This is a genomic window from Stappia sp. BW2 (assembly GCF_008107695.1).
GTDB lineage: Bacteria > Pseudomonadota > Alphaproteobacteria > Rhizobiales > Stappiaceae > Roseibium.
In genome coordinates this window covers 1-19,965 of record NZ_VIRG01000046.1, presented here as the reverse complement: position 1 = coordinate 19,965, position 19,965 = coordinate 1, and the positions used below count along the sequence as shown (strand labels likewise).

At 59.7% G+C, this 19,965-nt stretch carries 20 protein-coding genes and 1 pseudogene; 15 read left to right on the top strand and 6 right to left on the bottom strand.

Features of this window, described 5'->3' with window-relative positions; translation table 11 throughout:
- Positions 1–6 precede the first annotated feature (6 nt).
- From FMN63_RS03150 to FMN63_RS03140, 3 genes are read right to left on the bottom strand one after another with little or no spacing between them, the layout of a single operon-like run.
- Positions 7–1,053: an ABC transporter substrate-binding protein gene (locus FMN63_RS03150; protein ID WP_148582506.1), complete on the bottom strand. Its 1,047-nt coding sequence runs from the start codon at positions 1,051–1,053 to the stop codon at positions 7–9.
- A gap of 58 nt (positions 1,054–1,111) precedes the next feature.
- Positions 1,112–2,176, bottom strand: a complete 1,065-nt coding sequence (locus tag FMN63_RS03145; RefSeq protein WP_148582505.1) for an ABC transporter ATP-binding protein — start codon at positions 2,174–2,176, stop codon at positions 1,112–1,114.
- A gap of 1 nt (position 2,177) precedes the next feature.
- Entirely contained in the window at positions 2,178–2,987 is an 810-nt protein-coding gene (locus FMN63_RS03140) for an ABC transporter permease (protein ID WP_148582504.1), read from the bottom strand.
- Between the two features lie 357 nt (positions 2,988–3,344).
- Between FMN63_RS03140 and FMN63_RS03135 the strand changes: the two genes are divergently transcribed.
- Genes FMN63_RS03135 through FMN63_RS03125 form a run of 3 tightly spaced genes read left to right on the top strand, consistent with a single transcriptional unit; the run spans position 3,345 to position 4,977 of the window.
- On the top strand, positions 3,345–3,632 hold the full coding sequence (locus FMN63_RS03135) for a hypothetical protein (protein WP_148582503.1): 288 nt from the start codon (positions 3,345–3,347) through the stop codon (positions 3,630–3,632).
- 5 nt (positions 3,633–3,637) lie between these two features.
- Positions 3,638–4,048 (top strand): hypothetical protein, encoded by a 411-nt coding sequence (locus FMN63_RS03130; protein ID WP_148582502.1) that lies wholly within the window; start codon positions 3,638–3,640, stop codon positions 4,046–4,048.
- Positions 4,048–4,977, top strand: coding sequence for an SDR family NAD(P)-dependent oxidoreductase (locus FMN63_RS03125; RefSeq protein ID WP_148582501.1), 930 nt, complete (start codon positions 4,048–4,050; stop codon positions 4,975–4,977). Before FMN63_RS03130 ends, FMN63_RS03125 begins: the two co-directional genes overlap by 1 nt.
- On the opposite strand, the pseudogene FMN63_RS03120 reads toward FMN63_RS03125, so the two are convergent.
- A pseudogene (locus FMN63_RS03120) lies at positions 4,931–5,220 on the bottom strand (DDE-type integrase/transposase/recombinase); the annotation flags it as partial. The gene FMN63_RS03125 and the pseudogene FMN63_RS03120 sit on opposite strands and share 47 nt — an antisense overlap.
- A gap of 96 nt (positions 5,221–5,316) precedes the next feature.
- Between FMN63_RS03120 and FMN63_RS03115 the strand changes: the two are divergent.
- The 11 genes from FMN63_RS03115 to FMN63_RS03065 all read left to right on the top strand — a co-directional run bounded on the left by FMN63_RS03115 (position 5,317) and on the right by FMN63_RS03065 (position 18,382).
- Positions 5,317–6,999: a sensor histidine kinase gene (locus tag FMN63_RS03115; protein WP_148582500.1), complete on the top strand. Its 1,683-nt coding sequence runs from the start codon at positions 5,317–5,319 to the stop codon at positions 6,997–6,999.
- Positions 6,996–8,324 (top strand): sigma-54-dependent transcriptional regulator, encoded by a 1,329-nt coding sequence (locus tag FMN63_RS03110; protein WP_148582499.1) that lies wholly within the window; start codon positions 6,996–6,998, stop codon positions 8,322–8,324. The genes FMN63_RS03115 and FMN63_RS03110 overlap by 4 nt, the downstream gene beginning before the upstream one ends.
- A complete protein-coding gene (locus FMN63_RS03105) occupies positions 8,321–9,556 on the top strand; it encodes an ABC transporter substrate-binding protein (protein ID WP_148582498.1) in 1,236 nt (411 codons plus the stop codon). Before FMN63_RS03110 ends, FMN63_RS03105 begins: the two co-directional genes overlap by 4 nt.
- A 248-nt stretch (positions 9,557–9,804) precedes the next feature.
- On the top strand, positions 9,805–11,130 hold the full coding sequence (locus tag FMN63_RS03100) for an ABC transporter substrate-binding protein (RefSeq protein ID WP_205513837.1): 1,326 nt from the start codon (positions 9,805–9,807) through the stop codon (positions 11,128–11,130).
- A gap of 157 nt (positions 11,131–11,287) precedes the next feature.
- Positions 11,288–12,184 (top strand): branched-chain amino acid ABC transporter permease, encoded by an 897-nt coding sequence (locus tag FMN63_RS03095; protein ID WP_148582497.1) that lies wholly within the window; start codon positions 11,288–11,290, stop codon positions 12,182–12,184.
- Positions 12,181–13,161, top strand: a complete 981-nt coding sequence (locus FMN63_RS03090) for a branched-chain amino acid ABC transporter permease (RefSeq protein WP_148582496.1) — start codon at positions 12,181–12,183, stop codon at positions 13,159–13,161. Before FMN63_RS03095 ends, FMN63_RS03090 begins: the two co-directional genes overlap by 4 nt.
- Position 13,162: 1 nt before the next feature.
- Positions 13,163–13,963, top strand: coding sequence for an ABC transporter ATP-binding protein (locus FMN63_RS03085; protein ID WP_148582495.1), 801 nt, complete (start codon positions 13,163–13,165; stop codon positions 13,961–13,963).
- Positions 13,963–14,619 carry an ABC transporter ATP-binding protein gene (locus FMN63_RS03080; protein ID WP_148582494.1) on the top strand — a complete coding sequence of 219 codons (657 nt, stop codon included), beginning with the start codon at positions 13,963–13,965 and terminating at the stop codon, positions 14,617–14,619. Before FMN63_RS03085 ends, FMN63_RS03080 begins: the two co-directional genes overlap by 1 nt.
- An 8-nt stretch (positions 14,620–14,627) precedes the next feature.
- Complete coding sequence (locus FMN63_RS03075) at positions 14,628–15,800, top strand: iron-containing alcohol dehydrogenase (RefSeq protein ID WP_148582493.1); 1,173 nt, start codon at positions 14,628–14,630, stop codon at positions 15,798–15,800.
- An 82-nt stretch (positions 15,801–15,882) separates the two neighbouring features.
- A complete protein-coding gene (locus tag FMN63_RS03070; protein WP_148582492.1) occupies positions 15,883–16,827 on the top strand; it encodes a cyclase family protein in 945 nt (314 codons plus the stop codon).
- Positions 16,828–16,897: 70 nt separating this feature from the next.
- Positions 16,898–18,382 (top strand): NAD-dependent succinate-semialdehyde dehydrogenase, encoded by a 1,485-nt coding sequence (locus FMN63_RS03065; RefSeq protein ID WP_148582491.1) that lies wholly within the window; start codon positions 16,898–16,900, stop codon positions 18,380–18,382.
- 137 nt (positions 18,383–18,519) lie between these two features.
- Here the strand turns inward: FMN63_RS03065 and FMN63_RS29355 are convergent, their stop codons facing one another.
- Both FMN63_RS29355 and FMN63_RS03055 read right to left on the bottom strand, forming a co-directional pair.
- Complete coding sequence (locus FMN63_RS29355) at positions 18,520–19,101, bottom strand: hypothetical protein (protein ID WP_153297091.1); 582 nt, start codon at positions 19,099–19,101, stop codon at positions 18,520–18,522.
- 129 nt (positions 19,102–19,230) lie between these two features.
- Complete coding sequence (locus tag FMN63_RS03055; RefSeq protein WP_148582490.1) at positions 19,231–19,473, bottom strand: WGR domain-containing protein; 243 nt, start codon at positions 19,471–19,473, stop codon at positions 19,231–19,233.
- A gap of 191 nt (positions 19,474–19,664) precedes the next feature.
- On the opposite strand from FMN63_RS03055, the gene FMN63_RS03050 reads away from it, so the two are divergent.
- On the top strand, positions 19,665–19,965 hold a 301-nt coding region (locus FMN63_RS03050), incomplete at its 3' end, for an IS6 family transposase (protein ID WP_148582489.1).

The following is a 19,965-nucleotide window of genomic DNA, read 5'->3' as shown; positions in this document are numbered from 1 at the left end:
CGGCGATCAGGCCTTGAAGCTCTGGTTCCACCAAGCGAGCGTTTCGCTCTGCTCCTTGGCAATGTAGTCGAGGTCCGGCAGGATGAAGTTCTCACGCTCTGCGTCGGTGAAACCGAGATCCTCGCGCATCTTTTCTGGGATCGGAGCGTCGGAAACCGTAGGCAGGTAGCCCATCGCTTCAGCGAACTTGAGCTGCAACTCGGGATCGAGCAAGGCATCGAGAGTGACCCCCGCGCCCTTCACGTTCGTGGCGAAGGATGTGCAACCGGCTTCGAAGACCACCGGAACCGCACCCTCGCTCGGGGCGACTGCGACGAGGTCGAGCCCGGCCTTGCGCCACTGGAAGGCGCGCGCCTTCCACATGATCGTGGCATTGATCTCCTTGGCATTGAATGCGTTTGCGATTGCCTCGTTGGAGGAGTAGACACGCACGCCGCCGGACTTTTCCTTGTACTCTTCGTAAGCGGCCTTTGCTGCGGCGAAGTCATTGCCATTCTTGCCGAAGGTGGCTGCCGCGATCACCAGGTAGTAATTGAAAAGAATGTCGGAGAAACCGACCTTGCCCAGATACTCCTTCGTCCACAGGTCCTTAATTGACGTGGGCGGGGTGTCGACCTGCGAGCGGTCGTAGATGATCGTCATCGCGCTGTAGATGTGCGGGATGGCGTAGGGCTTGGCGAACTGTGGGAAGATTTTGTCCTGGCGGGTAAGGCCGAGTTCGTCAACCTGCTTCAGGGCGCCGGCGGTGGACATCTGATGCATGTCGGAGTTGGACAGGCAGGAGACGTCCATTGCACCGCCGCCAATGCGCAGGGCGGTGATCATCTTGGTCTTGCGCGAGGTCGCGTTACCCGTGTCGATGACGAGATCGACGCCGCTTTCCTGGGTCTTGGGATCGACTGCCGACTTGAGCAGACGCTCGTAGTCCCCGCCCCAGGCGCCGACGATGACGCGGCTCGTCTGGGCGCGCAGAACGGATGGTGCGGCAAGGGTTGCGCCTGCGGCAGCGGCACCCATGAGCATGGAACGACGGGTCAGGGTAAAACGGGACATTGTCTTCTCCGAAGGTTTTCTTATGGACTGGGAAGGTGAAGGCAGCGGGGCGGCCGGGTCAGGCCGCCTCGGACATGTCGTCAATGAGGAGCTGGGTGGCGTTGGTACGCCAGCCAACACGGATCGTGTCACCGACCGCCAGGTGCAGTTCCCTGCCGGTTCGGTTCTGGTGATGTGCGACGACGCGCTCGCCGCCAGGGAGCAAGAGGCTCGCCTCGGTTATGGAACCGAGGTAGGTGACTGTCTCGACCGTGGCGTCCAGTACCGTTTCGACGCCTTCCGTCTCGCCGCCCAGCAGCAGGTTCTCGGGCCGAACGGCAAGAACGCGTGGCCCGTCGGTGCTGGCGCTTGGCAGCTTGATGCCACCATCGGTTCTGAAACCGCCTTCGACAGGCGTTCCCGTCAACACGTTGGAGTGGCCCAGAAAGTCGGCGACAAAGCGCGTCGCGGGTTCCTGGTAAAGATGCTCCGCCGTGCCTTCCTGCACGACCCGGCCGGCGCGCATGATAACCAGCCGATCGGCCATCATCAGGGCCTCCTTCTGGTCGTGAGTGACGAAGACCGTTGTGAGACCAAGCTTCTGCTGAAGGGCACGCAGTTGCATTCCAACGCTCATACGCAGCTTGGCGTCGAGGTTCGACAAGGGTTCATCGAGCAGGAAGACGTCCGGGTTGACCACAAGGGCGCGGGCTACGGCCACACGCTGCTGCTGGCCGCCCGATAGCGCACGCGGACGTCGCTCGGCGTAGTCCGTCAGCGACACCAGGTCGAGGGCATGTGCTACGCGCTTTTCGATTTCCGACTTGGGAACCTTGCGCATGGCCAGGCCGAAGGCAACATTCTCCGCCACGCTCATGTGGGGGAAAAGCGCGTAATTTTGAAACACCATGCCGGTGTTGCGCTTGTTCGGTGCCAGCTTGCTGACGTCTCGTCCGTCGATCTCGATGGACCCGGAGGAGATGGGCACAAATCCGGCAATCGAGCGTAGAAGCGTCGTCTTTCCGCAGCCCGAGGGGCCTAACAGGGCCACCAGTTCTGCGGTCTCTGCCTTGAGGTTGATGGTGTCGACCACGCGGTGGTCGCCATAGGTCTTCACAAGGTTACGAATTACGAGCTCGGCCATATCACACCACCTGAGAGAGCTTGACGAAACGGTCGGAAATCAGCAGCAGCGCACCGATAACGAGGATCTGCACTGTGCTGGCGGCCGCGAGTGTCGGGTCCATGTTCCACTCGATGTACTGGAGCATCGCGATTGGTAACGTTGTGGCGCCGGGTTGAACCAGCAGCACGGAGACCTCGAGGTTCTCGAAGCTGATTACGAATGAAAACAGAGCCGCGGCGACGATCCCCGCACGCATGCGCGGCAGCGTCACGAGAAGAAATGCCTTTAGCGCGCCGGCCCCCAGGTTTCGCGCAGCTTCTTCCACCGAACGGTCCAGCATCCCCATGGAAGCCGCGATCAGGCGCACCGACCAGGGGATGGTCAGCATCACATGCGCTATCACCAGGCCGACAAGCGAGCGTGTCGGGTTCCAGCCCGTAGACTGGGCAATCTGGATGTAGAAGACGTAGAGCGCCGTGCCGATTACGATCCCCGGAACAAGGAGGGGAGCAAGAAGGAAGCTCTTGATTGCTTCACGGCCGGGAAACTCGAAGTGAACCAGCGCCAGGCTTGCCAGTACGCCGGACACAACGCCGATCAAAGAAGCGAGGACGGCGACCTCGGCACTCGTGATGAAGCCGCTGATCAGCGCCTCCTGCTCGAACACGTTGGCGAACCAACGCAACGTGTATCCGGGAGGTGGGAACGACAAGAACTGGCTGTTGAAGAAGCTGACATATGTAATCCCCAGCACCGGCAGCAGCAGGAAAAGATAGAGCAGCACGATCAGCGAGCCGAACAGGAGGCGAGATGTCAGAGCACGGGCCATTCGGCACCTCTATTAAAAACAGAACGTACTGTATGTTTATGGGTTTAAATAGGATGCGCAAGACATTTTTGAAAGCAGATACCCGCAAAATTGCCTAATAATTTGGCATTTTGCGATCTGTGAGTGCGCTGATTTAGTGGGGAGCGTTTCGTCTCGAACTTCTCCTCCGTCTGCAACCTTTTCCCACCGCCCAGCTCACAACGCTTCGCTCTTCGCTTCCACAGCCCTTGCCTGCGCGCATTGGCCGATCGGAACGCCGTAAGCCCGTGGCCATTTCTAAAAAACCCAAGGCAAACCAGTGAGGCTTGACAAGCCTCGCCTAGTTATAGAATGATCGTTCTAGAATTAAGGAAGCCTATGCTCCACCAGATTCAATTTGATCTCGACGATGTTCTTGATCGCACCATGAGCGCGTTTGGCCAGTTGGGATTGCGGCGCGTTCGGCCTGCGTTGGAGGCTGTTTCGGCGCGGGCACAGGCTCAAGGCGACCTGCCTGAGCAGATGTTGGCTGGAGTATTTGCCACTCAAACTTATGCGGTGATGAACGGACTGGCCGCGCTCCAACAAACAGGCACGTCGCAAGACCAAATTGTATCGACGCCAGGGTTTGGCCCGATCAATCGCTCCTCTGAAATAAATGGATGACTGACATGAATCGAAAGATCTTCCTGACTATTGCCTCCCTCATTGCGTTGAGCATCGGGTTTATTGCCACCTTCCTTCCAAACATTCTTCTCGTCGATATGAAGTATGCTGTCCCCAGCGAAACAGGGCTGGTCATGGCGCGAACTGCTGGCGTTTTTCTTTTGAGTTTTGGGGTGTTGAATTTTCTCGTGCGCGCTGACGAAACATCGCCAACAATGGTCAGCCTGCTTATGGCCAATGCTCTTCTTCAGCTTCTGATCCTGCCCGTTGACCCTCTGGCTTATGCGTTGGGTGTCTACGGATCCGTGCTGTCGTTCATCCCGAATACGGTGTTGCACGTCGGGCTGTTGTTCGGGTTTGTGTATTTTTGGAGAAATGCGAGGGCGTCGCTGCAGACCGCGAATGGAGTTCAGTAATGTCTTTGTTCGTCATGACAGGCGCAACGTCGGGCATTGGGTTGCAGGCGGCGCGGCAATTGCTCGAAAATCCACGGCATGAATTGATCGTTGGCGCCCGTGATCCGGAACGCGCAGAAGCTCTCAGGCGGTTGGCACCGGAGGACCGCCTGAAAGTCGCGCCCCTTGATACATCATCCCTGAAATCGGTCAGAGCATTCGCCGGCTTTGTCCAAAATGCATCTGCAGGCCGGAAGATAGCAGCACTTGGTCTGAACGCAGGAATGCAACCTTCAAACGCGGCGAGGTTTACAGAAGACGGCGTGGAGGAGTGTTTTGCGGCCAACTATTTAGGCCACTACTGCCTGAGCCAGCTTTTGCAGCCGCTTATGGAGAATAATGGTGCGATCATTCTCACTGCAAGTGGCGCCCATAACAAGGCTGACCCAGTCGGCAAATTTTTGGGGTATCACGGCCAAAAGTATTCAAGCGCCGCCAAAGTCTCGGTAGGCGCGTTGAGCGAGACAAGCTCCCCGGCCCAGGGCGCCCGCGATCGCTATGCGACATCGAAATTTTGCGTGCTGCTTTATGTGTTTTCAAAGGAACCCGTGAAGATCCATGAAAACGTAAGACTGATCGCTTTTGATCCGGGCACGGTTCCCGGCACGCAGATTGTGCGAGATCTCGGCCTTGTTGCGAAATTCGCCTGGGCTACAGTCTTCCCGGTCTTCGCTGGCATGCTCTCCGGGTTTAGTACAACAACCCAATCAGGAGACGCTTTGGCAAAGCTGATGGCTCATCCTGACCTGGCCCCTCACACGGGCTTGCACATTGATTACCGTCTCAAGACCGCGAAAGACTCCCCGGAAACGCATGACAGCAATTTGCAAAGTGACTTGATGGCCTATTCAGAAACTGCTTGGCCGCACTCAGCTTGCGCTCTGCCGTGAGCAGGAAGTCGACCGGATTTCCCTGCTTATCAATGGCTCGATACAGATAACGCCATTGGCCTTGATGCGGACCGTGCCGCAATGCGGTTTTCGGAACCGGGACAATCGTTTTTCCATCAATGGAGCGTAGGCCAGGCCCCACCGCTTGATTGTGCCGTGATCGACTTGAAAGCCGCGTTCCAGGGATATGTCCTCCAGATCGCAGTAGCTCGGTGAATACCGCAGCTACCAGGACACTGCCTGAAAGGTATGAGCGGTTTCCGCTCAAAAATCAGAGCCGTGCAATAGGAAGCCGGTCTGATCTGGCATAATCTGATCGGCGGGAGGACAGGCAGTTTGATGCCATTCGGAGCCAAAAGGCTCAATCTGGCGAGGAGGTATCTCTGGGGTGCAGTTGTTGCGGCCCTGATTCCGCTTGTCCTGATCGCGACGCTTTATGACCGCTACAGCGCCAACCTGATCGACAATCTCGTCACCAACCGCGTGAATGCTCACCTGGAAGGGGCGGCGGTCCAGATGAGCAACTTCATGGCCGTTCAGGTCAACAAACTGGAAAGCATCGTCGACCTTCCCGACACAACCGACTTCTTTCTCGAGCCGGATAGCAATTCGATCTCGCCCCTGATGCGGGACTTCCTGTTGCTGGAAGTCGAAAGCCCGGATGTCTATGCCATCGAACTGTCCCGGGTCTCCGGCGAAACCGTCGCAACGGTACCAAGGAACCGCGCAAGGGAAGAGCCTGCGGACCTGACCACGCTGCCGCTGGTTCAGCATGGTGTGGTGGAGGTGCTTGGCCCGGTCCTGCCTGAAAACGGGCGTCCCGGCTGGTTCCTGATCCGCATGCCCGTCCTGTTCAACCAGAAACAGATCGGCATGGTTTCGCTCCGCATGCGGCTGGCCTCGCTTACGGAACTGGCCGCGCAGCTCGTCGAACCTGGTGTCTACCAGCCGCAGATCGTCGTGTTCGACCGGGAGCGCCTGACACCCGTCGGAACCCGTGCCGAGGAAGCGGACATTCTCGCCCGCTCCCGCCAGTTCCTGCCGGGATGGCGCATCCAGCTGGTCGATGGCGGGGGCGATCTGGAGGAGCCACGGAATCGCATCCGGTATATCCTCCTGATAGCGGCCATCGTTTCCGCTCTCGGGCTGGTCGTCCTCTTTTTCATGATGTCCCAAAAGCTTACCGGTTACCTGCTTCCGCTGAACGAGGGCGCCCAGGCGATCGCCAACGGCAATTTCGGCGTTTCCGTTTCGGAGGACGGGCCGGGTGAACTGGGGTCGCTGGCACGTTCCTACAACCGTATGCGCGAACAGCTTGAAAACCTGATCACCTCGCGGGTCGAGGTCGAAAGGCGCGCCGCGCTCGGAGGCATGGCGGCGGGGATCGCCCACGAGATCCGCAATCCGCTGGCGACTGTGGTGACGACCGTTCACGGGCTGAAACGCAATGAGCAGGACGCGGAACGGCAAAAGATGTTCGAGGTGATTTCCTCGGAAATCACGCGCGTCGACAAGACCATCGGCGAGTTCCTGAACTATGCCAAGCCCAGTCCGCCGGTGCGCGAGCCGGTCCTGATCCGGGAAGCCTTCCGCACCATCCGGACGCTGCTGGCCACAACCGCGCACGAGAAGAATATCGTCATCGATCTCTCGGGCGAGTCCAGTCTGCAGATTGAGATGGACCGTGCGCATTTCAGCCAGATCCTCCTGAACCTGACCCTCAACGGGATCGACGCAATGCCCGACGGCGGTCACCTCCAGCTGCGTGCCTATCGCGATGACGGCAAGGTCGTCGTGAGTGTGGCAGACGATGGAACGGGCATGGATGCGGAGACCAGGTCCAAGGTGCTCCGTCCCTTCTTCACGACCCGGGGAAAGGGCTCCGGGCTCGGGCTGCCCGTCACCAAGCAGCTGGTGGAGACGAACGGCGGCCAGATGTTCATCGAGAGCGAGGCCGGTCACGGCACGACGGTCATTCTTGTTTTTCCGAAACACGATGCGGCACAGGAGAGGCCGGCATGAACAGACCCAATGTCCTGATCATCGATGACGAGATCAACCTGACACGCTCGCTGGCCTTCACCCTCCGGCAGGCGGGCATGGACTGCCAGGAAGCGCATAACGGCCATATCGGCTGCCGGATCGCACAGCGGGAGACGCCCGATATCGTGCTTCTCGACGTGCGCATGCCCGGCATGGGGGGGCTGGAGGTTCTCGACTGGTTCACCACGGAACTGCCCGGCGTTCCCGTCATCATGATGTCCGCGCTCGACGACACCCACGATGCGGTGACGGCCATCAAGATGGGGGCCGTGGACTATGTGTCCAAGCCATTCGATGTTGACGAGCTGATCCACCTTCTCAACGAGACGGAGTCCCGCCGCCAGCTTGATTCCGAGGTCCGTTACCTGCGTCAGCAATCCACCGAGTTCGATTTCATCGGTGGATATGCGGGCATTGCAAAGCTCCGCCACGAGATAGAGCAGATCGCGGCGAGCAATGCTCCGACCGTTTTTCTCTCCGGTGAAACAGGTGTCGGCAAGGCCGTGGTCGCCCGTGAGCTGCACAAGCGCGGCAGCGGTGTGGACGCGCCTTTTGTGGAGGTGAATTGCGCGACGCTGCCGGTCCGGCAAATCGATGCCGAGCTGTTCGGCGCCGAAAAGGCAAACGGTGCGGCCCTGCGCAGACGGGGCCTTGTCGAGATCGCCCATGGCGGCACGCTGTTCCTCGACGAGATCGGCGAGATGCCGCTGGAGATCCAGGCCAAGCTGCTGCATTTCCTGGAAACGCATTCCTACCGGCTGGCCGGCAGCAACCGGGAGCATCACGCCGATGTGCGGGTCGTCGCGGCCACAAACAAGGACCTTGCCACGGCGGTCAACGAGGGCACGTTCCGGCAGGACCTTTTTTTCAGGCTGAATGCCGTGCCAATCACCATTCCGCCGCTGCGCGAACGGGAAAAGGACGTCGAGCTTCTGGCAGCGCATTTCGCGGCGAAATATGCCCGGTCGTCCGCGGTCATGCCGATCGGCTTCGACAAGGCGACACGCGCCTTCTTCCAGTCCTATGACTGGCCCGGAAATGTCCGCGAATTGAAGAACCTCGTCGAACGACTGTCGATCCTCTATCCGGGCAGGACGGTGACAGCCGATCTCCTGCCTGCGGAATTCAAATCCGTCGAGCCCAAGACGGCTCTTTCCATCGAGCAGTCGATGGAGAATGTCGAACGAGACCTGATCCGCGACGCACTCATGCGCTGCAAGGGCAAGAAGGGGCTGGCCGCGGACCGGCTCGGCATTTCCCGTCACGCGCTGAAGCGCAAGATGCAGCGGCTGGGGATTGCATGAAGACCGTCGACATTTTCCGGGCCATTCTGTTCTGTCTTTTTCTGGGTGGCCCGGCCGCCGCGGACGAGCCTCTCCGGGTGAAGGCCGGCTGTCTCTATCCGCTGACGGGGCCGGGGGCGCTTTACGGCCGCGACAGCGCGGTCGCCATCAAGCTCGCACAGCAGCATCTGAAAACCCTGGAAGCGTTCGGGTATCCGCAGGTCGAGGTGTTGATCGAGGACACGCGCTCGAAATCCCTCCGCTCTCTCCAGATCGCCCGGCGGCTGGTCGACGAGGACAGGGTCGATTTTCTCTGCGGCGTGGTCAATTCCAGTGTCGCGCGCGCCGTCTCGGAGTTTGCCCGCGACGCCGGGGTCTTCTTCATCGGCACCGACCACGCCTCGCCGACGCTGACCAGCGAGGATCTGCATCCCTTCTATTTTCGCGTCAGCAACGACACGCGCCAGTCGATGCGCGCCGGGGCCAAGTTCATTCAGGAGACCTATGGAGGGCGCAAGGACCCGATCAGGATCGCGTTCATCGGTCCGGACTACGAATACGGCTACCAGGCCTGGGACGATCTGCGAACCTTCCTGTCACAGCAGAATCTTGACTTCGAGATCACGGGCGAATACTGGCCGAAGGTCTTTGAGACCGATTTCACCCCGTATATCCAGCAGCTCATGGCGACGCCAACCGATATCGTCGTCAACGGCCAGTGGGGACTCGATTTCGTGACCTTCGTCAAGCAGGCGAAACAGCTGGACCTGTTCGACAGGGTCCAGTTCATGAATTTCGACGCAGGCGGCAATTACGAGGTGCTGGCAGAACTTGAAAACGACATGCCCCTCGGCCTTGTTCTCTCGGCGCGGCATCACATCAACTGGCCACCGACAGACCGCAACCGATCCTTCGTGGAGGCCTTTCGGGAAGAGGCCGGGCGCTATCCGAGCTATGCGGCTGAGGGCGCTTATGCCGGCGTGCTGGCCATTGCCGAAGCCGTGCGCCTCGCGGGCGGCGCCGACGACCGGAACAAGCTTCGAGAGAAGCTTGAAACGCTTACACTGAGCCTGCCGGAAGACCCTGAGGGTTTCCGCTCGAAAATGGATCCGGACAGTCACCAGGTGCTGCAGGTCCAGGCCATCGGCAAGACGGTCTATGACAACAGCTACGCACCGGCAAAAGTGATGCTGGGCGATTGGCGGATCTATTATCCCCCGGAGACCTGGCCGGTCCTTGACGACGGTAGGTAGTAGGCCCGATTTCACGATATGAGCGCTCTCCGCGCATGATCCCGGCCTAATGAGCGCCTACCGCTCATTTACCGTTCCACGATCCATGGTTTTCCGCCCGTTTCCACTGAAAACTCCAGGACATGCGCTGCAAGGCGCATTGGGAGGAAAATCGCATCACCGAACAGGAAGGTAGGCACCGGGTGCCAGCCGACCGCGTGCATGCGGCTGTCTTTCCCTTCGAAAGATCAAGTGGAGGAGAACTGATCATGGCATCAGGCAAGCAGGCTGCGCGGTCGAGCGCAATCCGGAAATCAAGACACATTCTCATGACGGCAACGACCCTCGGACTGGCCTCGGTGCTTGCCGCGGCTGCGCCTGCACAGGCCGAGGAGGGATCCGTCAAGATAGGCTTCGTGACCTTCCTGTCCGGCGGGGCGGCGGGTCCCTTCGGCGTTCCTGCGCGCAATGCTGCCGAATTGATGATCGAGGCCATCAACGCGGGCTCCGTGCCAGCGCCCTATGCCAGCACCGGTCTGGCGGGAAAATCGATCGACCCGATCTTCGTTGACGAAAACTCCAAGCAGAAGAACGCCGACTATCAGAAGCTCGTCGAAAAGGACGAGGTCGACATGGTTCTCGGCTACATCTCGTCCAGCAGCTGCAAGGCCATCGCGCCGGAAGCGGAGAAGGCGCAGAAGCTGACGATCCTGTTTGATTGCGGCACGCCGCAGATCTTCGAGGAAATTGTTACTGATCCGCAGTACACGTTCCGCACCGGCGCCCATGCCACCATGGACAATGTTGCCGCGGCCCGTTACCTCGCCGACACCGGAGCGAAGACCGGATCCTATGCCGGGATCAACCAGAACTACGCCTTCGGACAGGACTCCTGGCGCGACTTTTCCGCGTCCATGGCGCAGATCGACAGTAATGCCAAGATCGCGGCCGAGCAGTTCCCGAAAATCTATGCCGGACAATACGGATCAGAGATATCGGCTCTCTTGACCTCGAAACCCGATGTCGTTCATTCCAGCTTCTGGGGCGGCGACATGGAGGCCTTTGTCATCCAGGGCTCCGCTCGTGGCATCTTCGAACGCGCCAAGGTGGTGCTGACAACCGGCGAAACGGCAATGCATCGCCTCGGCGCGCAGATGCCGGACGGCACGATCATCGGCGCACGCGGTCCCCATGGCGACCTGGCCCCGGAATCCGAGCTGAACGACTGGTTCCGCAAGGCCTATTACGACCGGTTCGGCACCCTGCCAACCTATCCTTCCTACAAGATGGCGCAGGCTCTGCTGGGTGTGAAGGCGGCCGCCGACAAGGCAGGCAGCACGGATCAGGATGCGGTCATCGGTGCCCTGAAAGGCCTGGAATGGGAAGGCCCGAGCGGCAAGGTGTCCATGGCTCTGGCCAATGGTCACCAGGCGATCCAGGGAACCGCCTATGGCACCTACGAATTCGACAAGGAAACCGGCAAGGCAAGCCTCGTCGACATCGTTCGCTATGACGCCGAGTGCGTTAACCCACCTGCCGGAATGAACTCCATCGACTGGATCAACAGCGGGTTCGAAGGCGCCAAGTGCGACTAGCCGTCAGGCACTTGCGTCAGAGGTCTCCTCAGGCATCTAGCCCGATCCTCTGACACATTGCCGGGTCCCGCACATCGCATTGCGGCGGGACCCGGTCTTTCCCGGCAGCCGGGGCGCCCGGAGGCCACATTCACATAAGACTGGTACGGAGAATTCAATGCTAACCGCTGTCGCGATAGCAGTGGACGGGCTCGGCTTTGCCGCATGGCTCTTCCTGTCATCCGTCGGCCTCACGCTGGTTTACGGCGTGATGCGGATCCTCAACATTGCCCATGGCGGTTTCTATGCGCTCGGCGCCTACACGTCCGCCTGGGCCATAGGCCTCTATACACAGACCGGCAGCACCATCGCGCTGACCTACCTGATCATCCCGCTCGCCGCGCTCGCGGCCGGTCTCGTCTCGGGGCTACTCGTGGAGCGCGGCATCCTGCGGTTCATGTATGGCCGGGACGAGGTGCTGATGGTCCTGGTGACCTACGCCATCTTCCTGGTGCTGGAAGATGCCACCAAGCTGATCTGGGGCACGGACTCCTACGTCTCCTACCAGCCAGCCTACTGGCTCGGCACAATCGACGTTTTCGGTCTGCCCTACACGGTCTACAAGTTCCTCATCGTCGGTGTGGCCATCCTTGTCGGCGCGGCGCTCTACTTCGCCCTCAATCACACACGGACAGGCAAACTTCTGCTCGTCGTGATCGAGGACCGCGAGGTCAGCAGCGCGCTCGGCATCAATGTCACGCTGTTCTTCACGGTCACCTTCGTCATCGGCGCAACCCTGGGCGCACTCGGCGGCGCACTGACAGCTCCGGAGATTTCCGTTGTGCCTGGTATCGGCGCGGAAATCATCGTCATGGCCTTCGCGGTGATCGTCATCGGCGGCATGGGTTCGATCGGCGGCGCCATGCTTGGCGCGCTGATCGTTGGCTTTTCCCGGGCAGCCTTCGTCCACCTGTACCCGCCGGCGGAGCTTTTCTCGATCTATCTCGTCATGGCCGCAGTCCTGACAGTGAAGCCTTACGGGCTGTTTGCACTCTCGGAAAGCAGGAAGATATGACCAAGTCCTTCGACAAGACCGAATGGGGACTGCTGCTCGCGCTGCCGGTTCTCATCTGCCTCACCTTCCTTCTTCCCGCATGGGTGGTCAATTACATCCAGGTGTCGCTCGGCACCGGGCTGGTCGCGCTCGGCGTCATGATCCAGATGCGCGCGGGCCTCGTGTCCTTCGGCCAGGGTCTCTACTTCTGCATCGGCGGATACACGGCCGGACTGGCGGGCAAGTTCCTCGGCATTTCGGATCTCTTCGTGCTGCTCGTGATGGGACTTCTGGCCAGCGTCGTCATCGCCTTCCTGCTCGGCTTCCTGTTGCGCCGCTACCGCGAGATCTTCTTCGCCATGCTGAGTCTGGCGGTCTCGATGATCCTGTTCGGCCTGCTGTCCAGCACCGAGGAACTCGGCAGCACGGACGGCTTCAACCTGCCGCAGCCCACCTATCTCGGCTGGGCGCCCGAGGGCGACCTGGGTGAAACGGTTCTCTACGTGGTCACCTGCGTTGTCACACTCGGCCTCGCACTCGGTCTCAACAGGGTCCTGCGCAGCCCCCTCGGCTACATCAACGAAGCCATCCGCGAGAACGAACTGCGGGTCGAATACCTGGGAACCTCGGCGCATCGTGCCGTCCACATTACCTATGTGATCGCTGCGGCCGTCTCGGCAGCGGGCGGGGTGCTGTGGGCCATGGCGCTCGGCCATGTCGATCCGGAGATGACCAACTGGACCACGTCCGGGCAATTCGTCTTCGTGTCGATCCTCGCCGGGACAGGCAACATTGCCGCGCCTCTCATCGGCACGTTCCTTCTGGAAATCGTCCGCGTCTACGCAGTCGAGATTTCACCGAACACCTGGCAAATGATCCTCGGCACTTTGATGCTCCTGACGATCATTTTCCTGCCCAGGGGCCTGTGGTCGCTGATCGCTTCGGCAAAACGGAAAACAGCCGCGCCGAAGGCCTCGGAAATCATGGAGGGAAATTGACATGACACCCATCCTGGAAACCAGAAACCTGGAACGCACCTTCGGCGCTGTCGTTGCCGCCAGGGACATCAACATCCGGATCGGCGCCGGTGAAATCCTCGGCGTCATCGGCTCGAACGGGGCCGGCAAGACCACCTTCGTCAACATGGTCACCGGCTATCTGCCGCCGAGCGCCGGCGAGATCCTTTACCGGGGCAGCTCGATCACCGGCAAGCCGACACGCGAGATCATGCGGCTCGGCATCTGCCGCTCCTTCCAGATCCCCCAGCTTTTCCCGGAAATGGATGTGCTGGACAACATGCTGATCGCGCTGACGATTGCGAGCCGCGTCAAACCCGCCCTGCTGACGCCGGCCATCGATGCAGGCCGGGAGGAGGAGGCCCTGTCGCTCCTCGCCCGCTTCGGCATCGAGCGCTACGCCCATCAGGAAATCGCGACGCTGCCGCAGGGTGTGCGCAAGCTGGTCGACATCGCCATGGCCACTGTCTCGGACCCTGACCTGCTTTTCCTGGACGAGCCCACCAGTGGTGTCAGTGCCGACGAGAAGATGGACTTCATGAAAACGCTCATCAACGCCCTGAAGGCCAACGACACGGCGGTTCTGTTCATTGAACACGACATGGAGATCATCGAGGCGTTCTCGCCGCGCTGTGTCGCCTTTTACGAAGGCACAATTCTGGCGGATGGGCCGACGCGCGAGGTTCTGGAAAACCGGAAGGTGCGGGAATTCGTCATTGGCAGCGAGTTTCACCGCAAGACCGACAAACAGGCGGCGCCCGCCGCCGGAAATGGAGCCGCCTGATGCTGACCATCAGCCAACTCAACCTTTCGATACAGCGCGTTCCCATTCTCCGGGGCGTTAGCATGGACCTGGAGACCGGGACCACCTGCGGCCTGATCGGCCGCAACGGCGCCGGCAAGACAACGTTGATGCGCGCGGTCATGGGCCTGCTTCGAGCAGACAGCGGATCGATCCTGTTCAATCACGAGAGCCTGCACACGGAGAAAGCCCATCAGCGCGCGGCGCTCGGCATCGGCTACCTGCCGGAAGACCGGCGGCTGGTGCCGCATTTCACGGTCGAGGAGAACATTCTCGTGCCGCTCTGGGCGACGGGCAACACCGATCGGTCCCGTGTCAAATGGGTCTATGACCTCATGCCTGAGATCGGCCGCTTTGCCGGGCGCAAGGCGATGACACTCAGCGGCGGGCAGCAGAAGCTGGTCGCCCTGGCGCGGGCACTCGTGTGCGGCTCAAATCTCCTGTTGCTGGATGAACCCTTCGAGGGCGTTGCGCCGGCGCTCGCCCAACGTCTCATGGAGGTGATCGCGAACCTGAAATCGGAACATCTGACGGTGCTGATTTCGGAATCCGACTACACCCATTCCGAGAACGTGGTCGACAAGGTCTATTCGATAGAAAGAGGCCAGATAAGCCTCATGAACTCTCTGGCGGCGTGAGGTGGATCATGGATGATTTCGTTTTCAACACGACCCCCTCGATACGGCTTCAGAGAAACGGCGCCGCCCAGCTCGGCGAGATGCTTGAAACCATGCCATTCGCCGCGAAGAACCGCAGCGTGCTCTTCGTGACGGATCCCGGGATTGTCAAGATCGGCCTTGCGGAAACCGCGCTGGCGAGCCTCCAGTCAACCGGCTTCAATGTGACGCTGTTCGACGGCGTCGAGGCCGATCCCAAAGCGGACACTGTTCTGGAGGCGGTCGAGATTGCAAAGGCTGACAACATCGCCTGCATCATCGGCTTCGGCGGCGGCAGTTCGATGGATGTGGCCAAGGTTGTTGCGCTGCTTTCTGCGTCCGACCAGCCGCTGGACACAGTCTACGGCGTCAATCAGGCACGCGGCACCCGGTTGCCGCTCGTGCTTGTGCCGACGACGGCGGGCACGGGATCCGAGGTGACCGCCGTTTCCATCCTGACGACGGGGACGGAGGAAAAGAAAGGCGTCGTCTCGCCGATCATTCTGCCCGACATCGCTCTTCTGGACCCGGAACTGACCGTCGGCCTGCCTCCGCACATTACAGCGGCGACGGGGGTCGATGCCATGGTGCATGCCATCGAGGCCTATACGTCCCGCAGCGCCAACAACAATCCCATCTCGAGAATGCTTGCACTGCAGGCGCTTGATCTGCTCGGCGCGAATATCCGCGAAGCAGTTCATAACGGCGGCAACGTGGATGCAAGGGTCAACATGCTGCTTGGATCGATGCTCGCCGGACAGGCCTTCGCCAATTCGCCCGTTGCAGCGGTGCATGCGCTGGCCTATCCGGTCGGCAGCCTGTTTCACGTGCCCCACGGCCTGTCCAATGCGCTGGTGCTTGCCGAGGTCATGCGCTTCAACGCTCCTGAATGCGGCACCGCCTATGCGGAGCTGGCACCGCATGTCTTCCCGGATATCGGGGGGGGCCGTTCCAGCCAGGCCGTAACGGCGGACTTCATCGATCGACTCGCCGGTCTCAATCGCGACCTGGGCCTTGAACCGGGCCTGCGTCAGGTCGGCATCACGGCGGCGGACATTCCGAAGCTCGCCTCAGACGCGATGAACCAGACCAGATTGCTCGTGAACAATCCGCGTGACGTCCGGGAGGAGGACGCCGCACGGATTTACGAAGCCTCGCTCTGACCGTGCGGAGCTTCTCAGGGTAGGAAAGCGGTCGCCTGCCACAGTCACGTTTCGGGCCGCATTCAATCGGGAGGAATAAAAGATGAAATCCTTATTACTGGCCTCGGCCCTTTGTTGCGGACTGGCAGGGACTGCCCTTGCCGAAGACTGGCACGATTCCCCCTGGGGCCCCGACGATGAAATCGGCGCCGCGAACCTCATCACGCCGGAAAGCGTGCTGGAGGCCGCCAAACTGGTCAAGACGGGCAAGACCTACAATCTCGGTATCGTCGTAGACAAGGATACGCCTGCCTTTTCGCCGCGCTCGATGAGTATCACGGTGTTGCAGCCGAACCAGATCACGACCGAAGGTCTTGGGACCAACGGGATGACCTATAACGACGATATCTTCATGGGCTGGCTTGGCATCGGGCCACAGATTGATGGCCTCGGCCATATCGGCATCAAACACACCTATTACAACGGCCTTGCCGAAGCAGATGTTGCCAAGGCTGATGGCCTTGTGAAACTCGGTCTGGAAAAATTGCCGCCGATTGTGGCGCGCGGGGTCATGCTCAACATGGCCGCCTTCTACGGTCAGGACATCGTCAAGGAAGGCACCGCCTATACGAAGGACGACATCGTCGCCGCTGCGAAAGCCCAGGGTGTTGAATTGAAAAAGGGAGACGTCGTTCTGTTCCATTCCGGTTGGCTTGACCTTCTGGACGGCGAAACACCGGACCATGATCGCTATGTGAAGGTGGAACCCGGCCTCGGGATCAGTGGTGCGGAATATCTTGCGGAGGTCGGTGTCATCGCTGTGGGCGCGGACACCTGGGGCGTTGAGGCCGTTCCTTTCGAAAACGGGACCGATGGCGTGTTTGCGGTCCACCAGATTCTCATTCCTCAAAACGGCATCTATATTCTGGAGAACATGGACACCCGCGCGCTTGCCGAGGACAATGCCCATGAGTTTCTGTTCGTCCTGGGCGTGACCCGCATGAAGGGTGCCGTTCAGATGATGATCAATCCGACGGCCATCCGCTAATTTGGCGGAACGAAAACTGCTGCCCCACGTTCGCCTTGCGAGCGAGGGGCTTGCGAAAGAAAGGAATACCATGTCGACACCATCCGAAAGCCTGACAGGGCGATTGAAACGCCAGGATCTTCTTTGCACGCAGGCCTTTGTTGCCGGAAACTGGCTGGACAAGGCTAAGGCAGGGGATGAATTCGAGGTCACCAATCCCGCGAATGGCGAGGTGCTCGCAAGACTGCCCGATCTCGGCGTCGAGGACACACGAACCGCGATCGACGCAGCCTTCAAGGCGCAAAAGGACTGGGCGGCAAAGACCGGCAAGGAGCGCGCCGGAATCCTGCGCAAGTGGTTCGATCTCATGGTCGCGAACGCGGACGATCTCGGTGCGATCCTGACTGCCGAGATGGGCAAGCCCCTTGCCGAGGCGAAGGGCGAAATCATGTATGGCGCCAGTTTTATCGAATGGTTTTCCGAAGAGGCCAAACGCGTCTACGGCGACGTTATCCCGGGACACCAGAGCGACAAGCGAATTGTCGTGCTGAAACAGCCGGTCGGCGTCGTTGCCTCCATCACACCCTGGAACTTCCCCAATGCCATGATTGCCCGCAAGGTCGGCCCGGCGCTTGCGGTCGGCTGTGCCTTCGTTGCCAAACCGGCTGCGGAAACGCCGCTGTCCGCCCTGGCGATGGCAAAGCTCGCGCAGGAAGCCGGTGTTCCGGACGGCCTGTTCTCCGTCGTCACTTCGACCAGGTCGGCCGATATTGGCCAGGAATTCTGTTCTAACGACAAGATCCGCAAGATCACCTTTACCGGGTCCACGCAGGTCGGCCGCATTCTGTTGCGCCAGGCCGCCGACAAGGTGCTGAAGGCGTCAATGGAGCTTGGCGGCAACGCGCCCTTCATCGTGTTCGATGATGCCGACCTCGACGCCGCCGTCGAAGGCGCCATGATTTCCAAGTATCGCAACAACGGACAGACCTGCGTCTGCGCCAACCGCATCTACGTTCAGGCCGGTGTCTACGACGCTTTCGCGCAAAAGCTGACGGAAGCGGTGAAAAAAATGAAGGTGGGCGACGGTTTCCAAGACGGTGTCATCGCCGGCCCCCTGATCAGCGAAAAGGCCGTTGAAAAGGTGGAAGACCACGTTGCCGATGCGCTGTCGAAAGGCGCGCAGGTCCTGACAGGCGGCAGCCGCCACGAATTGGGTGGTACCTTCTTCCAGCCCACGGTGATGACCGGGATCACTCGCGAAATGAAGGTCGCATCGGAGGAAACCTTCGGGCCGGTCGCACCGCTGTTCAGGTTCGACACCGTCGATGATGTGATCGAGCAGGCCAACGACACGATCTTCGGCCTGGCCTCCTACTTCTACGCAAGGGACCTTTCCAGGGTCTGGCGGGTCGCGGAAGCACTGGAATACGGCATGGTCGGCATCAACACAGGACTGATCTCGACCGAAGTTGCCCCGTTCGGTGGCGTCAAGCAGTCCGGTCTCGGCCGTGAAGGTTCCAAATACGGCACGGACGATTTCACCGAGATGAAATATCTCTGTTTCGGCGGAATCTGACATCAACCCATCCAAGCCACTTTCGAGCGTGCCGTACAGGACGGCACGCCTCTCTGTCAGGAACGGACATACGGTCCTACCAAGGGCTCGTCGCAAGTTCTGTCGGGGGAGATGTCTCCCCCGGTTGGGGCAGACTTTCAGGCTTCGCTGACTTTGTTAATTCCGAAGAGGTCTGCAATCAGATCGTTCTGCTCGCGGACCGTCCATCGACCGGCTAGGTCGAAACCTGACCCTCTCCCCATGAAGTGGTCCGTAGGGTTCTGTCGCAAAAATTTGCGGGTGACGAGATGATCTTGCGGATGCATCAGGCGAGGCAGTTTTTCGCAAGCGTCTGCTTCGAAAAGAGGTTTTGGCTGTGTTCGATGATCAGCCCAGCTATTTGGTTGCGATGGCTGCTTGCTGTTGATTTTCACTGAGAACGACCCTGCATTTCCACCGGCAATTGACCCGCCGTTTGCGTATGGAGCAGCAGTTACGCTGTGGTCAAGATCTTGGTTTCCTCCTTTCGGTGTCGGTCTGATTTGCGGTGCAGTTTTGAAGCGGAAGCTTTCGTTTCCAATTTCAAGGACATGCCAGTGGAGGGCGTTCGGGAATTTATTGGCATGGCTAAACCTAATTCCGGATCCGAAGTTGCACATTGGCCAATACCCGCGCAAAAACTCCTGTAAGCCCGTTTTCTGGGCATAAACGCCGCCGCGGTCGACCCTATGATCTGCCAACTCGACCTTACGCCCCCTCCGCGAACTCATCAGTCGCGACAGGTATAGGGCTTGGGATATTCTGTGACTTTTGATTGAGTGATCTGAGACAGATCCAGTGTGATCAAAATCAAGCACCGAACCAAGGTCTCAATCCGGGCGATAACCCCGCTTGTGTTTTTGAACTGCGAGCTTCTCCAGGTGGGCCAGAGCCGATGAGACATCCGCGAAGAGATCCAGACGTGTCCGACCCGTGGCGCCCAGACGTCCCCATGTCCGGCAAACGGCAAAGCCGCCGAACAGGGTTGGCTCGACCGACAGGTGGTAGAACCGGTTCATATTCCGGCCAAGGTCCACGCGTTTGAGCAATAAAGAAGCAGCCAAAGGTTCCATCCCGCAAATCTCGAGGACTTTCGATCCGCGGTCCAATGAATGATTGGAATCTAAGCGCGGGAATGGATTCGTGAAGGTAATCAGTGGCAGGGAAGAACGCGGTCAGGTTGGCTCGACCCAAAAAGTGAACGGAGTGGTTTTGACGGCATTGCCAATTTGTTGATCTGGTTTCGGTTTGGTAGATCGCTGTTATGTTTCCAAGTTCAGATTTGCCGCGCCTCAAGGGCTTCCGTTTTCCCAGATCGATTATCTCCTATGCGGTTTGGGCCTATCATCGGTTTGCGTTGAGTACGGCAGATGTTGAAGACCTCCTTGCTGAGCGGGGTATTGGTGTCAGCCGTGAAACGATCCGCAAATGGGTGAACCGGTTTGGCCGGCATTTCGCGTGCTGCATTCGCCGGGACAGACCAAAGCCCAACAGCAAATGGCATCTGGATGAAGCCGTGATCGTCATTGGCGGAGTAAAATACTGGCTCTGGCGGGCAATTGACG